Genomic DNA, 24140 nt, shown 5'->3' on the forward strand with positions numbered 1-24140 from the left:
CTTTTACACATAGTATGATTAGCAACCTTTTTCAAGTAATACGGGTTAGAAGGAGGCTAATTCATGATTTCTGGAGAACAATTAAACCAGATAAAGCAAGATTTAATAGCTCGGCAAAATGAATTGATTAATCATGTTCAGGATCATTATGGGATGGCTACAGAATTCCCCAAAGAATCAATGAGTGAGTTATCGAATTATGACAATCACCCTGCTGATCTTGGAACAGAACTGTATGAAAGGGAAAAGGACCTTGCCCTAAATGAACATGCAGAGAAAGAACTAGAGGAAATAAATGAAGCCCTTCATGCATTAGAACAAGGAACATATGGCATATGCAGGGAATGTGGAAGTGATATTCCATATGAGCGATTACAAGCGGTACCTACTACTGACCGATGCATCAATCATGCGAGTAGCGATACTTTCGAACGGAAACGAACAGTCGAGGAAGAGGTATTTAGCCCAAATATAAATCCTGATGAAGTTACCAATGAGGAACAAGTTGGTTATGATGCAGAGGATACCTGGCAAGAGGTTAGCCGGTACGGAACATCAGAGACAACAGCTGATTTTTACGATGACCAAGATAATTACGATGAGATGTATCCAAACAGTGACGAGAACGTAGGAAGCGTGGAAGATATAGAAGGCTTTGTTGCTGCTGACCAACATGGTAAATTTATCGGAGTAACACCGAATCATGATAAATATGAAGAAAGATTAGACCAAGATTAAGTGGTAGTACACAACAATCCCCATTTGTTGTGTACTATTTTTTTCCGAAACTTTTAGCCAATTGTAATCGTATGTATATTAAGGAGCGTGATGACTATGAGCGAGACAAAAGGATGTATTAAGTGTGGCAGCCTAGATGCTGCTAAAAAGGAAGTAGCCATGACAGGTACTGGATTATCAAAGATGTTCGATATCCAAAATAATCAATTTATCGTAGTATACTGTAAAAACTGCGGTTACTCAGAATTCTATAACAAACAAAGCTCAACTGGTAGTAACATACTGGATTTATTCTTCGGTTAAGTGGAAAAAGGTTGGAAAGTTTATTTTAGTATAAATAAGATTCGAACTATTATAATTAGTGCATCATATCCGCTCCGGAAATATACTCCGCTTTCCGTGGGCGGCTGGTGAGCCAGGCTACTACTTGAATAGGCTTCCTTGCTGCCTTGCACCGAGGAAGCCTTCTTCGTAGCGTTACTCGTAGACGCAGGTGCATCTTTGCGGGGTCTCACCGATGCCTATCCTCCCACTGGAGTCTCCGTATATTTCCGGAGCTAATGTGTTAAATTATTCGTTTACTTAACTTCTACTTTCGGTTATGACCCAACCACTTAGTTCAGGAAATAAAATAATTCTCCTATAACCCGTCCAAATAAGGAATTTGAAAATAGTACAATTAGTAATAGCTCAGTAAAATAAAGCCCTAATAACGTATAAATTTTATCTAATCCGGAGCCTTCTTTTTCAAAAAGAATCAACGTTGGAACGACAAAAATGGGTCCCAAGATACCTATAGTTAGTAGAATGCTTGGCAGTATCGGCAATTGACCAATGGAAAGGATTACACCTGCTACAAATAGTAATCCAAATGGAAGCAAATACGCACCATATTTACCAATGACATCTGCAAAGGATAATTCTACCTTCGTGATTTTAGTAGCAGCGTATGTTAGAGAAACAAAACCTGCAAATAAAATAATGAGTAATATAAGTGGTACAATGAACTCGTAAAATACAGACGGTACTGCCATAAACCACCTTGATCTTGAGTAAAGAGCAGCTGGTAAAAACACACTTAAGGAAATAACTAAAGCAAAAGCAATGATTGTTATGATTGCGGAATACATGTCATGATGATTGGCTTTTTTGGCCATGCTAGGTTTTTTGATTAACGTCATGAAAAAGTGACCAAAATTAGTGAAAATAGTGGCAAACTGGTCGGAGAAATCCTTCTTTTTCTCTTGGTGCTTTTGCTCACCCTGAGACTGAGAGGAATTGATAGGTTGTATAATTTCTTGTTCGGAATATCCTTCATCCTCTGTTAGTGGTGACTCTAACTCGTCCTCTGCATGTGATGTTTCTTCCATTGGATGCTCCATTACTTCCATTGACGCACCACAATGGCTACAAAATTTTCCTTCTACCGTTACATGGCCACAATGTTGGCATTTCATAAGACCACTCCATTCTTTCTTTCGATAAATAAATCATACTATAAATCAATTTGTACAATAAAGGATAAGCATTTAAACCAAAAAAAGAAGGGGGGAGGAACCCTTCTTTTGGCACTTTATTCATATCTTTCCGTTAGTTTAAGATCAATCATTTGTTTTTTGCCATTTCGATAAATTTCAAGTTTCACGGTATCTCCTACTTGTGTCTCCGTATACATATATTTTCTTAATTCTAGCGCAGTTGGTGTTTCGTGATCATTTATTTTAGTAATGACATCAAACTGTTGAAGCCCGGCTTCATCTGCTGGAGACCCAGGTTCTATACTTGCAACAACCATTCCGTGATCAATGCCTTCTGGCAGGTTGATATTATGTCGGTATTGCATAGGTACTTGGTTAATAGTAGCCATACTAATTCCGATAAATGGTCGTTGTACCTTCCCGTTTGTTTCGAGTTGTTCCATAATTGGTAGTGCTGCATCAATTGGAATTGCAAAACCAATACCTTCTACTTGTGTACTTGCAATCTTCATCGAGTTAATTCCAATAACCTCTCCATTCGAATCAACTAAAGCACCACCACTATTACCAGGGTTAATCGCTGCATCTGTCTGAATGACCTCTGTAATCCAATCCGCAACCATATCTCCATTTGTATCGATTGATACGGAACGTTCAAGGCCGCTAATGATACCTTTTGTTAATGAGTTAGCAAATTCAATTCCAAGTGGGTTTCCAATAGCAAATACGGTTTCACCAACTTGCTTTCCTTCCGTTGTGCCAAAGGTTGCAACACGATTAACCTTATCACCGTCTATTTCTAGAACAGCTAAGTCGGTTAATTGGTCTGACCCAAGAACTTTGGCAGTAACACGTTCACCATTCGATAAGACCACTTCCACCTGCTCAGCACCATCGACCACATGATGATTGGTTACGACATATGCTTTTCCATCTTCTTTTTTATAAATAATCCCCGATCCAGTACCTGCTTCTTGGCTATTTGTCCAGATGCTTTGTCTTTGTAAGTTAGTAACCCCAACTACTGCTTCCGAAACTTCTGCTAGGTTTGTCGAGTTTTCCGCATCCTCCGAAGCCATTGTAGTTATAATTTCTGGTTGGGATTGATTGCTTTCATTTGCAGAAACCTCAGCGTTCGGACTTTCAAAAGGTAATATATTGTTTGTAAGTAACAATAAAAATATAGCTACAGGAATTAACCCACCTAGGATTCCAAAGAAAAACGCTTTAACACTAGATGGTCCTTTCGCTTTTTCTTTTTTCTTTAGTTTCTCCTTGGGTTTTGTTAGTCCAGGATCATCGTTCACTGCCGATTGGAAGTTTGTATGTTCACTCTGCAATGAATGTTCTTGATTATTTTGTTCTGGTAGCTTTTGTTCATCATTATGTTCCATAAACATTCACCCTTTCAAATTCTTGTATATATAGCATATCCACTAGCGTCGGAATAGCTTTGGTATAATTGTGGAATAAATGTGTAAATAAGCGAAATGAGAGTTTCTAACCTTTTTTTTTAGGATAAAACAGTATAAAATTTTCTATGTATAGATTATTAGAAAAATAAGGTAAAAGTGGTGAGAGTTATGAATTACCATATAGCAGTTATTGAGGACGATCCAAATATCCAAAATATCGTTTCGGCATTCTTGAAAAAAGAAGGCTATGAAGTAACAGTTATGGATTCTGCGGAGAAAGGGATCAAGCTGTGGAATACTAACCCACCGGACATGTGGATTGTGGATATTATGCTTCCAGGAATGGATGGCTATGAATTTTGTAAACAAATTAGAAATGAGAGTGAAGTGCCGATTATTATCGTCTCTGCTAAGGATGAAGAGATTGATAAAATACTTGGGTTAGAGCTAGGCGGGGATGATTATTTAACAAAGCCATTTAGCCCTAGAGAGCTTATCGCTCGCATCAAACGTATTTTCAAACGGTACCGTCCAGAAGAAAGAAAACAAAGTACAGAATCCGACCAACTAGTTATTGAAGAGTTAGTTATAAATCGTGATGATCGACGCGTATTTTGGACTGGAGAGGAAAAGGATGTAACAACAAAGGAATTTGATATGCTGCTGTTATTTGCAGAAAACGTTAATCGTGCGTTTTCAAGGGAAGAATTGTTACTACGCGTTTGGGGAGAAGACTATTTTGGTAGTGATCGAGCAGTGGATGATCTAGTAAAAAGAATTCGCAAAAAATTTCAGGACCTACCTCTTGAGACAGTATGGGGCTTTGGTTACCGATTACGTGATAAAGAGGAATCCTAATGAAGCTACAATACCAGTTGAATGCAGCATTTACGGCACTGCTTCTCATCATCATGGCTGTAACGGGCTATGTTATTTATTCTCTCATCCTAAATGTTCTAATACAGGATGAACAAAGGCAGTTAGAACAAAAAGGGGAGATATTAGTTAGTGTCTTAGATGAAGCATTTATTTCAAGAGAAAATCTAATTGGTTTTAATGAATTTTTGGAAGAACAAGATTTACAGCTTTTCTTGTATGATCGTGGACAGAATTCGGTCCTATTCTCTACTTTACCAACCCCTGTCGTAACAGGCCTATTTATGAACAATGACTTCAGTGATACGAATGAAGAGCTTTGGGCATATGGGAACGAAAAGTTCGTGACATCCCGTATTCTTTTTGTTCCTAAAAGTCTTGGGCTAGAATTAATTCTTTTAACTCCTTTACAGGACCTACAGATGGTTCAGCAAGATTTCATACAAAGAATGTTAATCGTTTTTATCATTGGGGCAATTGTTGCAATAGGGCTTAGCTATTTTCTAACGAGAAAGTTAGTAACACCTTTAACAAGCTTGAAGTATCAACTGAAGAAAATAGAAAAGAGAGACTTTACGAAAATAGAACCGATTCGAGCAACAGGTGAGGTCAAAGAGGTTGCTCAAAGTGTCTATGATATGGCTAATGAATTACAGCGATATATTAATTCACAGCAGACCTTCTTCCAAAATGCTAGTCATGAATTAAAAACACCTTTAATGACTATTCAAGGGTATGCAGAAGGAATTAAAGAGGGAGTATTTGATGAGCAGGATAAAGAAAAAGGGTTAGAGGTTATTGTTTCCGAGGTGAATCGGTTAAAGAAGATAATTAATGAAATGATTCTACTTGCTAAGCTGGAGAGTGAGGAAAAATCGTATCGTAAGGAAACGATTTTGTTATCCCATTTAATTGATAAAGTAAGGGAACGTGCATTGCCAATTTCTGCTGAAAAAGGGTTAGACATACAGATCGATGTTCAGGAAAGTATTGAAATAATTGGAGATGAAGAAAGATTACTTCGAGCACTACTGAATCTGGCATTTAATGGAATCAGGCACGGACATAGTATGCTTCTTCTTACTGCGACCCAAAATAATGGACAAATACAGATTATTGTAGAAGATGATGGCGAAGGAATATCAGAAGACCTTATCCCACATATTTTTCACCGATTTGTGAAAGGTAAGAGTGGAGAAACAGGTCTAGGGCTAGCGATAGCCAGAGCTATCATAGAACAGTCAGGTGGAAAAATAGAAGTTGGAAAATCAACATTAGGTGGTGCAAAATTCACTCTTATTTTTCCGTCCATGACCAAGGAATAGTAAATCTGTATAAAATTTAAATAATAATAAGACACAAGTCGACATTTGTGATATAATTGTCTAGTTTCATTCTAGTCGGAGATAAGAGGAGCGAACTTATGCAATTAAGAGAAGATATACGTAACATCGCAATTATTGCTCACGTTGACCATGGTAAAACGACATTAGTCGACCAGTTACTAAAGTATTCTGGTACATTCCGTGAAAATGAGCAAGTTGACGAACGTATGATGGATTCCAATGATATTGAGCGTGAACGTGGAATTACAATTTTAGCAAAAAATACAGCAATCAGCTATGAAGATAAAAGAATTAACATCTTAGATACACCAGGGCATGCTGACTTCGGTGGAGAAGTGGAACGAATCCTGAAAATGGTGGATGGCGTTGCACTAGTGGTTGATGCCTATGAAGGAACGATGCCACAAACTCGATTCGTGTTAAAGAAAGCTCTTGAGCAAAAATTAACACCAATCGTTGTATTAAACAAAATTGACCGTCCGAATGCGAGACCAGCAGAGGTAGTCGATGAAGTATTAGATTTATTTATTGAATTAGGAGCGGATGATGAGCAACTTGAATTCCCTGTTGTGTATGCATCAGCACTTAATGGAACTTCAGGCTATGAGCCAGAGGGTCAGCAAGAAACGATGGATCCAATTTTCCAAACGATTATTAAGCATATTCCTGCACCAGTGGATAATGCTTCCGAGCCATTACAATTCCAAGTAACATTACTGGATTATAATGACTATGTTGGTCGTATTGGGGTTGGACGCGTTGTCCGTGGAACGATTAAGGTAGGACAACAAGTAGTTGTACTTCAAAAAGACGGTAAACAAAAGAACTTCCGTATTAGTAAATTATTCGGATTCTTTGGTTTAAAGCGTATAGAAATTGAAGAAGCGATAGCAGGTGATATTGTTGCTATCTCAGGACTTGAGGATCTAAACGTTGGAGATACAATTTGTCCACAAGATCATCCAGATCCACTTCCAATTTTACACATCGATGAACCTACGCTACAGATGACTTTTGTAACAAACAACAGTCCGTTTGCTGGGCGTGAAGGTAAGTACATTACCTCTCGTAAAATTGAGGAACGTTTATTGAAGCAACTTGAGACAGATGTGAGCTTACGTGTTGATCCAACAGAATCTCCGGATGCTTGGATTGTTTCTGGTCGTGGAGAATTACACTTATCAATCTTAATTGAGAATATGCGCCGTGAAGGTTATGAACTACAATTGTCAAAACCTAAGGTTATTCTAAAAGAGATTGATGGTGTACTATGTGAACCTGTTGAGCGTGTGCAAGTTGATGTTCCCGAAGAACATACAGGTTCTGTCATGGAATCACTTGGTGCACGTAAAGGTGAAATGCTTGATATGGTTAACCAAGGTACCGGTCAAGTTCGTTTAGAATTCAAAGTACCTTCTCGTGGTTTAATCGGTTACTCCACAGAGTTTATGTCACAAACACGTGGGTATGGAATTATCAACCATACGTTTGAGGCATATGAGCCTGTCATCAAAGGTCAAGTTGGTGGAAGACGTCAAGGTGTGCTTGTAGCTCTAGAGAACGGTAAAGCTTCTTCCTACGGTATCATGAATCTAGAAGACCGAGGAATTATCTTTGTTGATCCTGGTACAGAAGTATATGCTGGTATGATTGTTGGAGAACATAATCGTGAGAACGACTTAACTGTTAATATCACGAAAGAGAAACATCTAACCAACGTTCGTTCAGCTACGAAAGACCAAACATCAACAATCCGTAAAACAAGAACGATGTCACTTGAAGAAGCTATCGAATACTTGAACGACGATGAGTACTGTGAGGTAACTCCAGAATCAATCAGACTTCGTAAAAAAATCTTAAACAAAAACGAACGTGAAAAAGCAGCTAAACGCGAAAAATTAGTATAAACATCAGGAAGGATACTTAAAGGGGACTGACCCCTCTAAGTATCCTTTTTTAGTAACCAATACGATTGTATGAAAATGAATTTATATTATTTACAAAACTGATCTAAAATGTAGCTAAATACGCTAATAGGAGGAATCACCATTCGGAAACTATTTGCTTTTGCGATTATCTCTCTCTTGTTCGGTTGCTCAGATAATGAAAGTGATAATATGGGGCCAACCAAATTAATGGTTAATCAAGCTGATTATGATGTTATTGCTACAAAACTTATCGAGCCTTGGGAGATTGAAGAAGTAGGAGAAAGCATCTTTATCAGTGAAAGAAATGGATCAATTGTGGAGATAAAGAATAACAATATTACTCGACTCCCTGTGTTGTTAGATAAGGATTTATCCAGTCAACCGGAAGCAGGATTATTAGGTTTAGCCTTTCCCCACAACTTTTCTAATCTTGCCTATGCTTATTATTCCTATGTGGAGAATAATGAATTTTATCAAAGGGTAGTTGAAATAATGCGAACTGAAGAGCGTTGGGAGGAAAGTGGCGTCCTTATCGACCGCATTCCTGGAGGGCAGTTTCATCAAGGGGGACGAATTGAAATCGGCCCAGATCAGAAGCTATACATTACTACTGGTGATGCAACAATACCAGAATTAGCCCAAGATCCAACGAGTCTAGCGGGGAAAATTATCCGAATGAATTTGGATGCTACAGTCCCAGCTGACAATCCATTTCCTAACAGCTATGTTTATTCGCTTGGACATCGGAATCCACAAGGCTTAGCTTGGGATGATGACGGAAATTTATATGCCACAGAGCATGGTCCTAGTGCACATGATGAAATCAATTTAATAAAAGTTGGAAAAAATTATGGTTGGCCAATTATTATCGGAGACGAGACCAAAGAAGGAATGGAAACACCAGTTGTACATTCCCAAGAGAATACATGGGCACCTTCAGGCATGACTTACATTGACGGAGGTTTCTATTTTGCATCTCTAAGAGGAGAAGGTATTCGCCTTTTTAACCCAAACTCAAAAGAGGTAACACTAATCTTCTCGGATGTAGGACGAATTCGTGATGTGTTAGCGACAGAAGATGGTTTGTATGCCATCACCAATAATACGGATGGGCGAGGGAATCCATCAGAAGGTGATGACCGATTATTATTTATTCCTAGAGCTGTGCTACAAGAGCTTCTTTCTATGTGAGGGAGTTCTTTTTTTGATTTTTGGTAATGGCAATTTCATTTAAGGAGAACATAAAAAGACGAGTAAGTTTGTAAACCTTTACAAAACCTGTATATACAAGTTATACTGAATTAGTCAACATGTATATACAAGTAGAAAGGAAGTTTCTCCTATGAGTAATAAAGAACAATTAATATATGCACCATTAACAGGGAATATTATTCCGTTAGAAAAAGTACCAGACCCTACATTTGCTGAAAAAATGATGGGTGACGGGATTGCTATTGAACCGAGTGAGGGAAAAGTGGTTGCACCTTTTGATGGGGAAGTGATGCATGTTTTCCCAACAAAGCATGCGATTGGTGTGAAAACAGACCAAGGTCTTGAGGTTCTCATTCACATTGGTCTTGAAACAGTTGGTTTAAATGGCGAAGGGTTTGAGACCCATGTTAAACCTGGTGACCGTCTGAAAGCTGGTGACTTATTAGTTACATTTGATTTAGACTTTATCCGTAAACGAGCAAAAAGCATCATCACTCCAATCATCGTTACGAATGGCGATCAATTTGAAGCGTTATCAAAAACAGAGGAAAAAGATGTAGTTGCCTTAGATTCAGTCTTGTTAGGAACGAAAGTAAAAAATAGTGATGAGACTACTACTCCTAAAAAAGCTGCTTCCACGATGAAATATAGTAAAGAAGCTCAAGATATCGTTGAAGCGGTAGGTGGAGTCGATAATATCGCTGCTGCAACACATTGTGTGACCAGACTGCGATTTGCTTTAAATGATGAGGCAGAAGTAAATAAAGAGCTACTTGAGAATTTAGATATCGTAAAAGGATCTTTCTCTGCAAATGGTCAATTCCAAGTCGTCATTGGTCAAGGTACAGTGGATAGAGTTTATGACGCCATGGTCAAAGAGTCTGGCATACAAGAAGCTTCAAAAGACGATGTAAAGGCGCTAAGTAGTAAAAAACAAAATGCACTTCAACGAGGCATTAAGACATTAGCAGATATTTTTATTCCGATATTACCTGCAATTGTAACGGCTGGTCTCTTGATGGGTATCAATAATATATTAGTTAACCCAATCTTTGCCGATCAACCAATTGTAGAACTATACCCGTCTTGGGCAGGCATTGCCAACATGATTAATATCATTGCCAATACAGCCTTTACCTTCTTACCAGCACTCATTGGTTGGTCAGCGGCGAAACGATTTGGTGGTAGTGAATTATTAGGTATGGTGCTTGGGCTTATCCTTGTCCATCCAGATTTAATGAATGCTTGGGGATATGGTTCTGCTTTAACAGAAGGAAAAATCCCAACATGGAATTTATTTGGACTAGAAGTGGAAAAAGTAGGGTATCAGGGACAAGTACTGCCGGTTCTAATTGCATCTTGGGTATTAGCGAAGATTGAAATTTTCTTAAGGAAGCGAGTAGTGGAATCCTTACAATTACTAGTTGTTGCACCAATTGCATTATTAGTAACAGGTTTCTTAGCTTTCATCATTATCGGTCCAATCACCTTCACAATAGGAACTTGGATTACTGATGGTTTAGTTGCAGTATTTGAAGCCTTCCCGATCATTGGTGGATTACTTTATGGTGGATTATATGCGCCTTTAGTTATTACAGGAATGCATCATACATTCCTAGCTGTTGATTTACAGTTAATTGGTAGTACGGGAACTACTTTCTTATGGCCAATTGTTGCACTATCTAATATCGCGCAAGGTTCAGCTGTTTTTGCCATGATGCTTGCAGCTAGAGATGAAAAACTGAAAGGTTTAGCAGGTACTTCTGGTCTTTCTGCTTATCTTGGAATAACAGAGCCAGCTATGTTCGGTGTGAACTTACGCTATCGCTATCCATTCTTTGCTGCGATTATCGGAACAGCGATAGCAGGAGCATTTATTACGTTTAGCGGAGTGCAAGCGAGCTCAATAGGTGTAGGTGGTATTCCGGCACCGTTATCAATCATTGCTGAGGATTGGATGTCCTTCTTATTTGGAATGGCGATTGTTATTATCGTACCATTCATCATTACTTTCCTTATTGCAAAACGTAAACTTTCTTAGGAGTGAAATACATGCAACAAGAGCCTTGGTGGAAAAAAGCAGTCGTCTATCAAATCTATCCGAAAAGCTTTAAGGATACGACAGGTAACGGCTTAGGTGATATTAGAGGAATTATTGAAAAACTGGATTACTTGAAAAATTTAGGTGTCGACGTACTTTGGTTGACACCTATTTACCAATCCCCACAAAAAGATAATGGCTATGATATTAGTGACTATTATCGGATTGAGCCAGCCTATGGCACGATGGAAGACTTTGAAGAACTATTAGCTGAAACACATAAACGAGACATGAAACTAATTATGGATTTAGTTATCAATCATACGTCAACAGAGCATGAGTGGTTTAAACAAGCATCAAGTTCAAGAGAAAATCCTTATCGTGATTTTTATATTTGGAAAGATCCTATTGATGGGAAAGAACCAAGCAATTGGATATCTAAATTTGGTGGTAATGCATGGCAATGGGATGAAAAGACAGAACAGTATTACCTGCATCTATTTGATGTAACCCAAGCAGATCTAAATTGGGAAAATGAAAAGGTTAGAGAAAAGGTCACCGAAATGATTCGTTTCTGGGCGGAAAAAGGTATTGATGGTTTCCGTTTAGACGTTATTAACTTAATATCCAAAGATCAGGAATTCCCTAACGATAGTACTGGTGATGGGAGAAAATATTATACAGACGGCCCTCGCGTACATGAATACTTACACGAAATCAATCAAGCAGCATTTTCACCTTATAACATGATGACCGTAGGGGAAATGTCTTCTACAACGATAGATAACTGTGTGCTTTATACGAATCCTAAAAGAAAAGAATTAGATATGACTTTTCAATTCCACCATCTAAAAGTGGATTATCCGAATGGTGAGAAGTGGACAAAGGCCCCATTTGATTTCCTTGCACTTAAAAAGATTCTATCTGATTGGCAAGTTGGAATGCATGAAGGTGGAGGGTGGAATGCACTCTTTTGGTGTAACCATGACCAACCACGAGCGGTTTCCCGATTTGGCGATGATGAAGAATACCGAGTTGAATCCGCTAAGATGCTTGCAACAACGATCCATATGATGCAAGGTACCCCATATATTTATCAAGGTGAAGAAATCGGTATGACAAACCCCGGCTTCTCCGAAATAGACAAATATCGTGATGTGGAATCACTGAATGCCTATAAGCTACTACAACAAGAGGGAAAAACAGAAGAAGAAATTATGGGGATTTTAAAACAGAAATCCCGTGATAATGCAAGAACACCAATGCAATGGTCCAGTGAAAAAAATGCAGGATTCACTTCGGGAACCCCTTGGATTGCACCAGCTAGTAATTACCAGAATATAAATGCGAAAAAAGAATTGCTCACGAAAGACTCTATCTTTAATCATTACCAGGAATTGATAGCCTTGCGAAAAAAATATGATATTATTACCTATGGGGACTATCAATTACTATTAGATAGTGATCCTAAAATATTTGCTTATACACGAAATTGGAACGGAGAAAGATTGATTGTGGTGAACAACTTCTATGGAGAGGAAGCGACTGTAGAACTTCCATTAGATTGGAAGGAAGAAACAGAAGTATTAATCTCCAATTACGTAGATTCTCCGAATGCTTCTTCTAGCTTTACTCTTAGACCATATGAGTCCATCGTGTACTATGCAAAATAGAAGAGGGCCACGATGAAAAAGAAGTATGTAGCGATTTATGAGGATATTGCTAGTAAAATTGAATCGAAGGAATGGTTAGCCAATGAAATGCTGCCATCTGAAAACGAATTAACCAGCATCTATGAAACATCTAGAGAAACGGTAAGAAAGGCGTTAAACTTACTTTCGCAAAATGGATATATCCAAAAGATACAGGGAAAAGGTTCCATGGTTCTAGATGTACAAAAGTTCTCCTTTCCCGTATCAGGAATAGTTAGTTTTAAAGAACTAGCCCAAAGTCTAAACTTAAAAAGTAAAACCATAGTAACCTCGTTAGCTTATTTAAATAAAGAAAATCCAATTTATAATAAACTCGAAGTTGATGGCTATAAGATATGGGGTACAAATAGAGTCCGTGAGTTATCCGGCGAAAAGGTAATTCTGGATAAGGATTATTTCTCTGAAGAATTTGTTCCAATTCTAACAGAGGAGATCTGTGAGAAATCGATATATGAGTATATCGAAAGAGAATTGGGATTAACTATAGGTTTTGCTCACAAAGAAATTGTCGTGGAGAATCTGACAGAAGAAGACAAAGCACTATTAGACGTAGACGGCTATTCCATGGTCGTTGTCATCAAAAGCCTAGTCTACCTAGACGACGCAAAACTATTCCAATACACCGAATCCAGACACAGACCAGACAAATTCCGATTCATCGATTTCGCAAGAAGAGTGAAGTAAGATATCTTTGTGAAGAATAGATTGTCTTTACACAATAAATATAAAGTTTTCGCTCTGAGCAGCCCGTATACACGTAGACTCCTGTGGGAGAACAGGCATCGGTGAGACCCCGCAAGAGCGTTAGCTCTGAGGAGGCTCACCAGCCGCCCACGGAAAGCGAAGTGTATACGGGCTGCGGTTTAGGCTAAAGAACTATACATAGGAGGTAAATACAATGAAAAAAACATGGTGGAAAGAATCCGTCGTTTACCAAATATATCCACGAAGTTTTAACGATAGTAACGGAGATGGCATCGGTGATATCAACGGAATCATCCAAAAACTAGATTATTTAAAAGAACTAGGCATTGACGTTATTTGGCTATCACCTGTCTACGAATCACCAAATGATGATAATGGATACGACATCTCAGACTATCAGAAAATCATGAAAGATTTCGGGACCATGAAAGACTGGGAGTTATTATTAGACGAAATTCATCAACGCGGAATGAAGCTTATCATGGACCTTGTTGTTAATCATTCTTCTGATGAACATGACTGGTTTACGGAGTCAAAAAAGTCTAAGGATAATAAATACCGTGATTATTATATTTGGCGACCTGGTAAAGACGGGAAAGAGCCGAATAATTGGAAGTCTACCTTCAGTGGCTCTGCATGGGATTATGACTCTGAAACAGATGAATATTATTTACATATCTTTAGTAAAAAGCAGCCAGACTTAAATTGGGAAAACCCAAAACTGCGCAGGGAAATTTATGACATGATGAAATGGTGGCTTGATAAAGGAATTGATGGCTTTCGAATGGATGTTATCAACTTTATCTCGAAAGTACCTGGATTGCCAGATGCTCTGAATCCAGATGGGGAAAAGTATGTTTCCGGCAGCAGGTATTTTATGAATGGGCCAAGAATCCATGAATTTTTACAAGAAATGAACCAGGAAGTGCTGTCCAATTATGACATTATGACAGTAGGAGAAATGCCAGGAGTAAACGTAGAGGAAGCAAAAGACTACACAAACCTAGACCGTAATGAACTACAAATGGTATTCCAATTTGAACATATGGACCTGGATTCCGCACCGGGTGGTAAATGGAATCTAAAGCCACTAGATTTACGTGATTTGAAAGAAAGTATCTCAAAATGGCAAACAGGATTACATGGTGTTGGCTGGAACAGCTTGTACTTAAATAATCATGATCAGCCAAGAGTGGTTTCAAGATTTGGTAATGACCAAGAGTACCGAGTTGTATCGGCTAAAATGTTAGGCACCTTCCTGCATATGTTACAAGGAACACCTTATATCTATCAAGGTGAAGAAATTGGGATGACGAATATCCGTTTTGATTCCATAGAGGAATACAAGGACATTGAAATACTCAATATGTATAAAGAAAAGGTTATTGAAGGTAATGAGAGTCACGAGAAAGTGATGGAATCTATCTATGTGAAGGGTAGAGATAATGCGAGAACCCCATTCCAGTGGGATAGTAGTCCAAATGGTGGGTTTACAACAGGGGAACCTTGGCTCAAGATAAATCCTAATTATAAAGAGATTAATGCAGAAGCGGCTGTATCGGATCCGAACTCGATTTACCATTATTACCGAGAATTAATTAAACTAAGAAAGACCCATCCAATTATTGTTTATGGTGATTATCAATTACTTTATCCAGAAGATGTGAAGCACTATTCCTATTTACGTACGTTAGATGAAGAGAAATTACTTGTGATTACCAACTTTAGTGAAGAAACAATCGAGTGGAAACTACCTGAGGATCTAAACTTTACTGTTAAGGAACAGTTAATTGGCAATTATCCTGATCGTGAAGGAACTGATATCAATAACCTTATTTTAAAACCTTATGAAGCAATTGTTTATTTAGCAGAATAATGAAGAAAGCGGAAGAAAACAATTTGTTTACTTCCGCTTTTTATTTTGTTTTTCATCGGGTATATATTTTGTGAAATATGCTGCAAATAACAAACAAATAAGGGTAAGTCCCCATGTTACTGCACCGGTCCATTGCAAATCTATCCGTAATCCAAATACTAATATCATGGCACTTATACCGAGAAATATTGCCGTCAAATAGCGTTTCATGTCATAGCACCTCAAAACGGAGACATTTAATTATTCTTAAAACTCATGTTTATTATATACTACTATACACATATTGTGCGGGACTTAACTACTATTTTCTCTTTATAGCAATATTTCTTCTGTAAATTTACTCTTCAATAACTGTTTTGGGTTTACGTGCTAAACAAAGAATACCTGCAATTAAATAAAGAATACCACTTAGAATTCCTCCACCAGCAGTTACGATTACATATACAACACCAGTTGCAATAAAAATAATCCCTGCTGCTACTGGACGTTTATTTCCTTTTAAGAAAACTAGCGAAATAATACCTAAAACAATGGCTAAGATTGGCATGAAGATTAATAAAATTCCACCTTGTGCAAGATTCATACTAAATGTTTCCTCAAGCATACCAATGTCTGAATTCGTTAATTGCATGTCCGCTTGATTATCAATCATAAAATCATATAAGTATCCTTTATTATTTTCTGCCCATACTCGTAATACACCTAATAGAACTGAGAATACATAGAACACAGTACCAATGATTCCAAGTGTGATTTCTGCTGTACGTTTCAACCTGAATTCCTCCTTTATCTTATCTACAACTATTCTATACGAAAATGAGGTTATATAGTTTCATTTTAATGATTTTTTTACACACCTATAAAAATATAGAATTGTTTGACAGTATGAATTATAATGGGGGAAAACAATGAGGTGATGCGCTATGCGGGAAGTAGTTATCATAGATGGGGTTCGCACTGCGGTTGGGAGAAAAGGCGGAGCGCTTGCAACTATTCGACCAGATGATTTGGCTGCGGAGGTATTAGAAGCTTTAATTCTTCGCACGCAAGTAGATAAAAGTGACGTTGAAGATGTCATTCTTGGCTGTGTTACACAGGTTAATGAACAAGGTGGAAATATCGCGCGAACTGCTGCTTTGATTGCGGGGTTTCCTATTCATGTACCAGGTGTAACGATTGATCGACAATGTGGATCAAGCCAACAGGCCATTCATTTTGGTGCTCAAGCAATAGCCTCTGGTGATATGGACGTGGTTATCGCTGGTGGAGTAGAAAGTATGACGCATGCACCGATGTTTTCCAATATGGGAAAGACACAGCCGAGTGTAAAGCTAACGGAAAAATATGAAATTGTAAATCAAGGTATATCCTCCGAAAAAATCGCTGCAAAATGGGGTTTCACTCGGGAACAACTAGATGCCTATTCATTAGCCAGTCATGAAAAAGCATTAAAAGCTATAGATAACAACATATTTGAGAAAGAAATTCTACCAGTTGAAGTGGAGGATGTAGAAGGAAATAAACAAGTATTCCAAGTAGATGAGGGTCCTAGAAGTGATACATCCATCGAAAAACTTTCCAATCTTAAGGCAGTTTTTCAGAAAGATGGGATCATTACCGCTGGAAACGCAAGTCAAATGAGTGATGGAGCTAGTGCAGTTCTATTGATGTCTCGTGAGAAAGCGGATGCCTTAGGAATTAAACCAAAAGCAAGAATTATTGCTCGAACGGTGGTTGGTTCAGACCCAACACTGATGCTTACTGGGCCTATTGAGGCAACAAAACGAGTGCTAGAGAAATCCGGACTGTCCATTGAAGATATTGATCGGTACGAAGTAAATGAGGCATTTGCTCCAGTGCCCCTTGCCTGGTTGGAAGAAACAGGTGCAGATCGTGGAAAGTTGAATGTAAATGGCGGTGCAATTGCACTTGGACACCCTTTAGGTGCAACGGGAACGAAGCTGATGACGTCATTGCTATATGAACTTGAACGGATAGATGGAAGATATGGGTTATTAGCTATTTGTGAAGGAATGGGAATGGCTAATGCCACAATAATAGAGAGAATAAAATATTGAAAGAGGCTGGGACGTAACTAAATCAAAGGAATGTAAATATGAACAATCACCATATTAGCCCCGGAAATATACGGAGACTCCAGTGGGAGGATAGGCATCGGTGAGACCCCGCAAAGATGCACCTGCGTCTACGAGTAACGCTACGAAGAAGGCTTCCTCGGTGCAAGGCAGCAAGGAAGCCTATTCAAGTAGTAGCCTGGCTCACCAGCCGCCCACGGCAAGGTAGACACTGCGAGGTTTTCTCGAGCAGATGTCGCCCCTGTGCTGGAAGTAAAAGCGCAGTATATTTCCGGGGTGGGTTATGTGCACTAATAATAATGTTCGGATTTACCTTTGATAGAATTTGTCCCAGCTTTTTTTGTTTGGCATATCCTCCAAAAGAACTACTTCCCTCTAAAAAATGCATGTAAAGGTGCCTCCTATGTCATATTAATACTAATCATGTTGGACAAGTTGATGTATTTTGTAGAATAATTTAATTAAACGGAAAATTTTTCCTTTTAATGTGGTATACTACTAGTAAAAAAGTATGAGGAGCAGTTGGTCATGACTAAGGGGACAATTTTAGGGATATTTATTTTTTCATTCTTAAGCTTAGTTCTAGTTTCATGTGGTGGAGAAAATGCTATCGATAATAATACGGAACCAACACGAACAGCTGGTTCTCACGCAGAAAAGCCTATCGAACCAAAAGAACCAAAGGAACCGATTAACGTAGTACAAGAAATATCTATTTCTGCAATTGGTGATATGTTGATTCATAACAGTGTCTATAATGATGCTTTGGTGGGGAGTAGCTATGACTTTAAACCGATGTTAGAGCGGGTAAAACCATTTCTAAGTGATGCTACGATATCCATCGCCAACCAAGAAACGATGATAGGTGGAACGGAATTAGGACTTTCCTCGTACCCAACATTCAATAGTCCGACAGAAGTGGGCGATGCGTTAAAATGGGCGGGAGTAAATGTTGTTTCCCTGGCAAATAATCATACGCTAGACCGTGGGGAGGAAGCGATACAAAGAGCAATTGAGCACTGGGAAGCGATTGATATGATGTATACGGGCTCCTATAAAAGTGAGCAAGATCGTGACCAACTTCGAATTATGGAGACAGAAGAAGGAATCTCCGTAGCTTTCTTATCCTATACGTATGGAACGAACGGAATACCTGTTCCAACAGGGAAGGATTATTTAGTAAATTTAATTGACCAAGAATTAATGGCAGCTGAAATCAGTAAGGCGAAAGAAAAGGCAGATGTTGTCGTGCTTAGTCTGCATTTTGGAAATGAATATGAACGCTTGCCTAATCAACAACAAAAAGATTTAGTCCAGTTTTTAGCTGATAAAGGTGTAGATGTAATACTCGGACATCATCCACATGTTTTACAGCCTGTTGATTGGGTAACAGGGGAAAACGGGAATCGTACATTGGTTATTTATTCATTAGGTAATTTTCTTTCTGGGCAGGATGAGTTTTACCGACAAATTGGAGGAATCTTTAAGTTCCATATTACAAAGACGATGTCAGATGGTGAAACAGTAGTAGAAGTGCACACTCCTGAATTCTTACCTACCTTTGTAAAATATGAGAATTGGCGAGATTATGAGGTTATTCCGATGTACCAGCTAACAGAAGAAGAACTAACGAATGCAAGTGTACACTATGAAGAAATCAAGGAACATATGTCTAGATGGGTACCGGAGCTAAAGTTTATAGAAGAATAAATTAGAAGGATGTCATTGGGTGACTTAGCCGATGGCATCCTTCTTATTATTTAGTTATTCTATATTTCTTGTTTAACAGATATGCGACAAAGAAAAGGATTACACCGGTAAACGCAAATAGCACGATTGGGATTGTTATTTCCGTACCGAAGCTTGGCATTATTATCGGAATAAGAATGATAATGCCGATAAAAACCATGCAGATTACCCATATCTGTATAAATTCTACCCACTTGTTTATCTTTTTCTCTTTTAGTACAGAATTTTTTAACCACTTGAAGACGCTAGTAAGGAAAACATATAGTATGAGTAATTCTATGATGATAGTGACAATTCCAGAGCCAAGTGAAAATGTAAATGTATTGGTACCAATAGAAAATAAATGATATAACGCATAACCTAACACACCATACATAGTACTGGTGACTCCCAAATAATAAATAATGATATAGGATCCAAAAATCAACTTGGTAGATTTCACTTCTCCTGGTATCTCATCAATTATTTCATCACAATATTTTCTTAAATCATCACCAAATATATCTTTTGGTGTCTTACCAATCTTTTGACCTTGAAGAATGTGTTCTAATAGCTCATATAACAATTCCTCTGTTTGCTGTTCGGACTTATTGGAATTAAGCCGAATATAAACAAGCATATCTTCATAAATTTCCTTATTCTCTGGAGATAGTTGTTCACGCATCTCATTGTTTAACTTTATAATATCTTTTGAATTCATTCCTTTTCCCCTCCTTTAGTTAAAATACTGTCCACTGGAGTCTTGATGGAATTCCATTGATGGGTAAATTCTGCTAATGCCTCTTGCCCCAAATCGGTAAGATGGTAGTACTTTCTTTTTGGCCCGAATTCAGATTTTTGCATAGTGCCTTTAATTAACTCCTCTTTTTGAAGGCGCAACAGAATGGGATAAATAGACCCTTCGCTAACATCAGATAAACCAAATTCTAATAATTTAACGGACAACTCATATCCATAGGTTGGTTGTTGGTTAATAATTGCTAAAATACAACCTTCTAATACGCCTTTTAATAATTGGCTTCTACGTGACACCATTTCCACCTACCTTGTATAACAAGACACTGTTTTATAAAAATAGCTATCTTGTAATACAAAATAGCTTATGTTTAGTATACTAATTTTTAATATGAAAGACAACTATTATTTGATATGATAATAATTAGTATTTTACTTAAAGGAGAAAATGTATGGAGTGGAAAAATATTTACCGTGGATTAATCATGGGAGCAAGTGATGTTATACCAGGTGTTAGTGGTGGAACAATAGCTGTTTTACTAGGAATATATGACCGTCTTATTGCTTCCATTAATGGTTTAGTAAGTAAAGATTGGAAAAAACAATTAGGATTTTTAATCCCGCTAGGAATTGGTATTGTATCCGCTGTATTAATTTTAAGCAAATTAATTGAGTGGCTATTTGAGCACTATTCTGGCCCTACTCAGTTTTTCTTTTTAGGATTAATCATTGGAATTTTGCCTTATCTATTTAACCAAGCAGAGGCAAAAATAAACTTTAAGGTGAACCATTATATTTTATTATTAATAGGTGCATTAATTGTAGGTTCTATGATGTTTCTTCAAGAAAGTGAAGGAATGGTCATCGAAGAAATGACTCTGGCCACATATGTATTATTATTTTTCTCTGGATTTATTGCTAGTGCAGCAATGATTTTGCCTGGGATTAGTGGTTCCTTTATCTTGCTAGTAATCGGTGTCTATACTACTGTTATTAGTGCAATCAGCAATCTTCAACTCGATATTATTGCAGTTGTTGGTATTGGTATCGTACTTGGTATTCTTACCATGAGTAAAGTTGTTAACTACTTTTTAGTGAATTTCCGAAGTGGAACGTTTGCTTTAATTATTGGTCTAGTTATCGGCTCCATCTTTGTTGTCTTCCCTGGATGGCCGGATACTACCACTTTCCTATTATTAAGTGTCGTTACATTTGCAATCGGTTTATTTGTCGCTTATATTTTAGGAAAAGTAGAGTATAACGATTAAGCAAACTATAAGACAAACGTTTGTTTAATGGATACAATAGGAGAAAAGGAGAGATGGTTATGGAACATATTCAAACAATGGATCGATTCAATGAGGTTATTCAAAGTGAAAAGCCTGTAATTATAAAATTCTTTGCAGATTGGTGTCCGGATTGCAAGCGAATGGACATGTTTATTGATGGGATTTTAGAAGAGTTCAGCAATTACGAGTGGTATGAAGTAAACACGGACGAAATCGAAGGAATCGCACAACAATATGAAGTAATGGGCATACCAAGTGTACTTATTTTCCAAAATGGAGAAAAATTAGCTCATCAACATAGTGCTTACACAAAAACTCCTGAGGAAGTAACAGCGTTTTTACATCAACAGTTAGGTTAACAAGAAAAAGAGAATGTGGGTGCACATTAACGGGTTCAGTTACGGGGGAGAAAAACAGTAATAACAGTGTTAAACTCACACTATTTAACAAGCATTTCTTAAGTGTATTCACTGTATAAATAGCAAGCAAAAACGCTCAGATTTTTTCTGAGCGTTTTTTTCATAAAATTTACTATCCTTCTTCAACTAAAGCACCCTATAGTTAAAGAAGAACTATAATAATTTTTCCATAATAAATTCATTATAAGGGAGATTATCAAGTAGCCTCTCTCCTACAATTTTATATCCCTTATCCTCATACATTTTAGGTAAATATGGGTGAGTTTGAGCAACGGTCAACCTTAATCTATTTTCGCCTTTATTAATAAGTATAGACTCTACATACTCCATTAATTTCGTAGCAATACCCTTCCCTTTATGTGTTGATTTTACAGCTAACCTACTTAATACATAACATTGCCAATCTCTATTATATTTTAGCCTTACAGTAGCGACTATGTTGTTTGTAGTTTTTTCTTTTGCTTTCAATAAAATTGTGGTTTTTATCCAGTCTTGTACTTCTTCAACCTCTACCTTTGATGCACTCGCAGGAAGCCCTAAGGATTCATTTTCTGAGTAAGCATCACGGTATATATCTACTAACGACACTGCATCGTTATATACTGCTTCCTCTATGCTTAAATTCAATTACCTCACCCCATTACTTGAACAACTTTTTATTTCACTATTAATAATCCTGGCCATCTCAAAGAAGACCAACTATTGACGATCTTCTTATTGAGTTATAGCACCCGTTACTTGAAGAAGAAAATGGTTTGATCAGTCCTTGAATCAGGTTGAATTTTTATGGGATTTTTTAATCGGTCACGTCAGATACAGATGCTGGAATACTACAATGTTGGACTTCTAACAATCCAGGTTGGAATCCTAAATTGTGATACACCAACTCTGCTTCGTTACCTTGCATAACGTATAATCGCAGAATTGGATAGTCGCTTTTTAATACGTTTAAGGCATATTTTAGCATTTTTGAAGCCAATCCACCTCGTCTGTGTGTAGGTAATACAGCTATATTAAACACCGCAGGAATTCCGCCTTGTAGGGATATGAGACAGGCACCAATAAGTTGATTAGATTGTTTGTCATACACAAGAGTTGAGGCTTCTAAAAGCGATTCGTTGGTCTCAGATGCAAACTGACACGCTTCTCGATGGTCTTCCTCCGTATTCCTATGTCTACGTATGTCTTCAATTCCTTGTGTATATGCTAAATAAAACAACCGATTTAATTCATTTTCCTGTATCAATTTCTTTCCCGCACTTGATGGGTCGAACTTAGGTGTTTTGACATTTACATGTGTGTCCCACTCCACCTCAAACTTTGCTGTAGGTCTCTGCATCCAACGATTCCTAAATTCATTTGGTTGAAAACCAAACATACTGTACATATCAATTTGGTCAGGCAGAATCTCTATAGCACGGATTGGCTTAGTGGGGTCTGACCAAGAAAGCAATAATTCTTTCAATAGTCCTAACACTTCATGTTTTTGAGAAAATGGCGGAATGAAAAATAAATGATAAATGACATTTGGTGCTATACAGACACCCCCAATTCTTACATTGTTGTGATATATCATGTATGCTTTATCTGATGGCATATCGTATCCACCATTCTTCCAAAAACCGTTATATGCCATATTGTAATAAACTGAGAAATGGACTCCCCATTCTAATGGTTCAGATTTCATCAGACTATATCCATCACTCAAATCATATGACAATGTATCTCGTTGCCACGTTCGCATGGTCATAACAAATCCCTCCTCTTTCTCCGTTAATGAATATCCTTTTTTAAATTATCAGTGAGAGCATGTTTCCTTTATTCGATAAAAGATTGTCCTCTTTAACAATCCTGCCCCGTTAGCACAATACCTTCTACCTCAATACTAACATAATATTCCGAAAATAATATTAGAATTTAAACCATAAGAAAAAGGTGACCTTTACTTGATCACCTTGTTTAACTATCGCACCCTTTACTTAAATAACAAAAAAACTTAACCTTCAATCAAACCAAAATATCGTATTTCTTTTCCATCGACAACAGCGATCAGAACTTGGGGATGACTTGTATTATATATTTTTGTTCCTACGGGCAATTTAGTTGCAGACCCACTACCGAACTCATCTGGATTGTTGGTTTGCTTCGTGATTTCAAAATATTCTTTGCCTAGGGTTAACTCTAATTCTTTAATACTTTTATCATCTTCTGCATTCCTATATACAACTTCCAAAGTAGAAAATATATCTGCATCTTTATCCTTTGACAAAATTTCTTGAGGAGATGGGTTACCTTGAATAAAGTCACCATTTGAATTGTCATCATTGGACTGCTTTTGACAAGCAATCACTATTAAAGGAAGTACAAGTAATAAACATAAAAACACTTTTTTCATATTTTCTTTGCCTCCTCTACCGTATTCTTTCGAATTCCTTATTCATACAGATAGGTAAGGGTTTGAGATTATCGCTCCCTTTTCCCCCTGTTCACACCGTACGTGCGACTTTCACCGCATACGGCGTTCC

23 protein-coding genes are annotated in these 24140 nt (G+C 37.6%); 14 read left to right on the forward strand and 9 right to left on the reverse strand.

What is annotated here, in order from left to right:
- Positions 1-63: 63 nt before the first annotated feature.
- A complete protein-coding gene (locus tag TE34_RS02060; RefSeq protein ID WP_047983169.1) occupies positions 64-738 on the forward strand; it encodes a TraR/DksA C4-type zinc finger protein in 675 nt (224 codons plus the stop codon).
- A gap of 96 nt (positions 739-834) precedes the next feature.
- Positions 835-1041, forward strand: a complete 207-nt coding sequence (locus TE34_RS02065) for a zinc ribbon domain-containing protein (RefSeq protein WP_047983170.1) — start codon at positions 835-837, stop codon at positions 1039-1041.
- 311 nt (positions 1042-1352) lie between these two features.
- Here TE34_RS02065 and TE34_RS02075 read toward each other — a convergent pair whose 3' ends face one another.
- Both TE34_RS02075 and TE34_RS02080 read right to left on the reverse strand, forming a co-directional pair.
- Complete coding sequence (locus tag TE34_RS02075; protein ID WP_047983172.1) at positions 1353-2195, reverse strand: zinc ribbon domain-containing protein; 843 nt, start codon at positions 2193-2195, stop codon at positions 1353-1355.
- Positions 2196-2311: 116 nt separating this feature from the next.
- Complete coding sequence (locus TE34_RS02080; protein ID WP_047983173.1) at positions 2312-3610, reverse strand: S1C family serine protease; 1299 nt, start codon at positions 3608-3610, stop codon at positions 2312-2314.
- A gap of 189 nt (positions 3611-3799) precedes the next feature.
- Between TE34_RS02080 and TE34_RS02085 the strand changes: the two genes are divergently transcribed.
- The 8 genes from TE34_RS02085 (at position 3800) to TE34_RS02120 (ending at position 15327) form a co-directional block, all read left to right on the forward strand.
- Positions 3800-4489, forward strand: a complete 690-nt coding sequence (locus TE34_RS02085) for a response regulator transcription factor (protein WP_047983174.1) — start codon at positions 3800-3802, stop codon at positions 4487-4489.
- Positions 4489-5832 (forward strand): sensor histidine kinase, encoded by a 1344-nt coding sequence (locus tag TE34_RS02090; protein ID WP_047983175.1) that lies wholly within the window; start codon positions 4489-4491, stop codon positions 5830-5832. The genes TE34_RS02085 and TE34_RS02090 overlap by 1 nt, the downstream gene beginning before the upstream one ends.
- A gap of 98 nt (positions 5833-5930) precedes the next feature.
- Positions 5931-7760, forward strand: coding sequence for a translational GTPase TypA (typA, locus tag TE34_RS02095; RefSeq protein ID WP_047983176.1), 1830 nt, complete (start codon positions 5931-5933; stop codon positions 7758-7760).
- 210 nt (positions 7761-7970) lie between these two features.
- Positions 7971-8972, forward strand: a complete 1002-nt coding sequence (locus tag TE34_RS02100; RefSeq protein WP_084710594.1) for a PQQ-dependent sugar dehydrogenase — start codon at positions 7971-7973, stop codon at positions 8970-8972.
- 151 nt (positions 8973-9123) lie between these two features.
- The gene (gene treP, locus TE34_RS02105) at positions 9124-11034 is read left to right on the forward strand and encodes a PTS system trehalose-specific EIIBC component (RefSeq protein WP_084710595.1); all 1911 of its coding nucleotides are present in this window, start codon (positions 9124-9126) and stop codon (positions 11032-11034) included.
- 11 nt (positions 11035-11045) lie between these two features.
- Positions 11046-12707 carry an alpha,alpha-phosphotrehalase gene (gene treC, locus TE34_RS02110; RefSeq protein ID WP_047983178.1) on the forward strand — a complete coding sequence of 554 codons (1662 nt, stop codon included), beginning with the start codon at positions 11046-11048 and terminating at the stop codon, positions 12705-12707.
- Between the two features lie 12 nt (positions 12708-12719).
- On the forward strand, positions 12720-13430 hold the full coding sequence (gene treR, locus TE34_RS02115) for a trehalose operon repressor (protein WP_047983179.1): 711 nt from the start codon (positions 12720-12722) through the stop codon (positions 13428-13430).
- Positions 13431-13644: 214 nt separating this feature from the next.
- Positions 13645-15327 (forward strand): glycoside hydrolase family 13 protein, encoded by a 1683-nt coding sequence (locus tag TE34_RS02120; RefSeq protein ID WP_047983180.1) that lies wholly within the window; start codon positions 13645-13647, stop codon positions 15325-15327.
- A gap of 27 nt (positions 15328-15354) precedes the next feature.
- Here the strand turns inward: TE34_RS02120 and TE34_RS02125 are convergent, their stop codons facing one another.
- Both TE34_RS02125 and TE34_RS02130 read right to left on the reverse strand, forming a co-directional pair.
- Positions 15355-15537 carry a hypothetical protein gene (locus TE34_RS02125; RefSeq protein ID WP_047983181.1) on the reverse strand — a complete coding sequence of 61 codons (183 nt, stop codon included), beginning with the start codon at positions 15535-15537 and terminating at the stop codon, positions 15355-15357.
- 127 nt (positions 15538-15664) lie between these two features.
- Positions 15665-16099 carry a DUF4064 domain-containing protein gene (locus TE34_RS02130; RefSeq protein ID WP_047983182.1) on the reverse strand — a complete coding sequence of 145 codons (435 nt, stop codon included), beginning with the start codon at positions 16097-16099 and terminating at the stop codon, positions 15665-15667.
- Positions 16100-16250: 151 nt separating this feature from the next.
- Between TE34_RS02130 and TE34_RS02135 the strand changes: the two genes are divergently transcribed.
- On the forward strand, positions 16251-17405 hold the full coding sequence (locus TE34_RS02135; RefSeq protein WP_047983183.1) for a thiolase family protein: 1155 nt from the start codon (positions 16251-16253) through the stop codon (positions 17403-17405).
- 546 nt (positions 17406-17951) lie between these two features.
- A complete protein-coding gene (locus tag TE34_RS02145) occupies positions 17952-19133 on the forward strand; it encodes a CapA family protein (RefSeq protein ID WP_047983185.1) in 1182 nt (393 codons plus the stop codon).
- A 46-nt stretch (positions 19134-19179) separates the two neighbouring features.
- Here the strand turns inward: TE34_RS02145 and TE34_RS02150 are convergent, their stop codons facing one another.
- Both TE34_RS02150 and TE34_RS02155 read right to left on the reverse strand, forming a co-directional pair.
- Positions 19180-19872: a DUF1129 family protein gene (locus TE34_RS02150; protein WP_047983186.1), complete on the reverse strand. Its 693-nt coding sequence runs from the start codon at positions 19870-19872 to the stop codon at positions 19180-19182.
- Positions 19869-20204 carry a PadR family transcriptional regulator gene (locus TE34_RS02155; protein WP_047983187.1) on the reverse strand — a complete coding sequence of 112 codons (336 nt, stop codon included), beginning with the start codon at positions 20202-20204 and terminating at the stop codon, positions 19869-19871. Before TE34_RS02155 ends, TE34_RS02150 begins: the two co-directional genes overlap by 4 nt.
- Positions 20205-20359: 155 nt before the next feature.
- On the opposite strand from TE34_RS02155, the gene TE34_RS02160 reads away from it, so the two are divergent.
- Entirely contained in the window at positions 20360-21175 is an 816-nt protein-coding gene (locus TE34_RS02160) for a DUF368 domain-containing protein (RefSeq protein WP_047983188.1), read from the forward strand.
- Positions 21176-21195: 20 nt separating this feature from the next.
- Positions 21196-21555: a thioredoxin family protein gene (locus TE34_RS02165; RefSeq protein WP_269083143.1), complete on the forward strand. Its 360-nt coding sequence runs from the start codon at positions 21196-21198 to the stop codon at positions 21553-21555.
- Positions 21556-21768: 213 nt separating this feature from the next.
- Here the strand turns inward: TE34_RS02165 and TE34_RS02170 are convergent, their stop codons facing one another.
- The 3 genes from TE34_RS02170 to TE34_RS02180 form a co-directional block, all read right to left on the reverse strand.
- Positions 21769-22242: a GNAT family N-acetyltransferase gene (locus TE34_RS02170; protein WP_047983189.1), complete on the reverse strand. Its 474-nt coding sequence runs from the start codon at positions 22240-22242 to the stop codon at positions 21769-21771.
- 169 nt (positions 22243-22411) lie between these two features.
- The gene (locus TE34_RS02175; protein ID WP_047983190.1) at positions 22412-23365 is read right to left on the reverse strand and encodes a GNAT family N-acetyltransferase; all 954 of its coding nucleotides are present in this window, start codon (positions 23363-23365) and stop codon (positions 22412-22414) included.
- Between the two features lie 246 nt (positions 23366-23611).
- Positions 23612-24010: a hypothetical protein gene (locus tag TE34_RS02180; protein ID WP_053074937.1), complete on the reverse strand. Its 399-nt coding sequence runs from the start codon at positions 24008-24010 to the stop codon at positions 23612-23614.
- Between the last annotated feature and the right edge of the window lie 130 nt (positions 24011-24140).

This window comes from Ornithinibacillus californiensis, from assembly GCF_001038485.1.
GTDB classification, from domain to species: Bacteria; Bacillota; Bacilli; order Bacillales; family Amphibacillaceae; genus Ornithinibacillus; species Ornithinibacillus californiensis.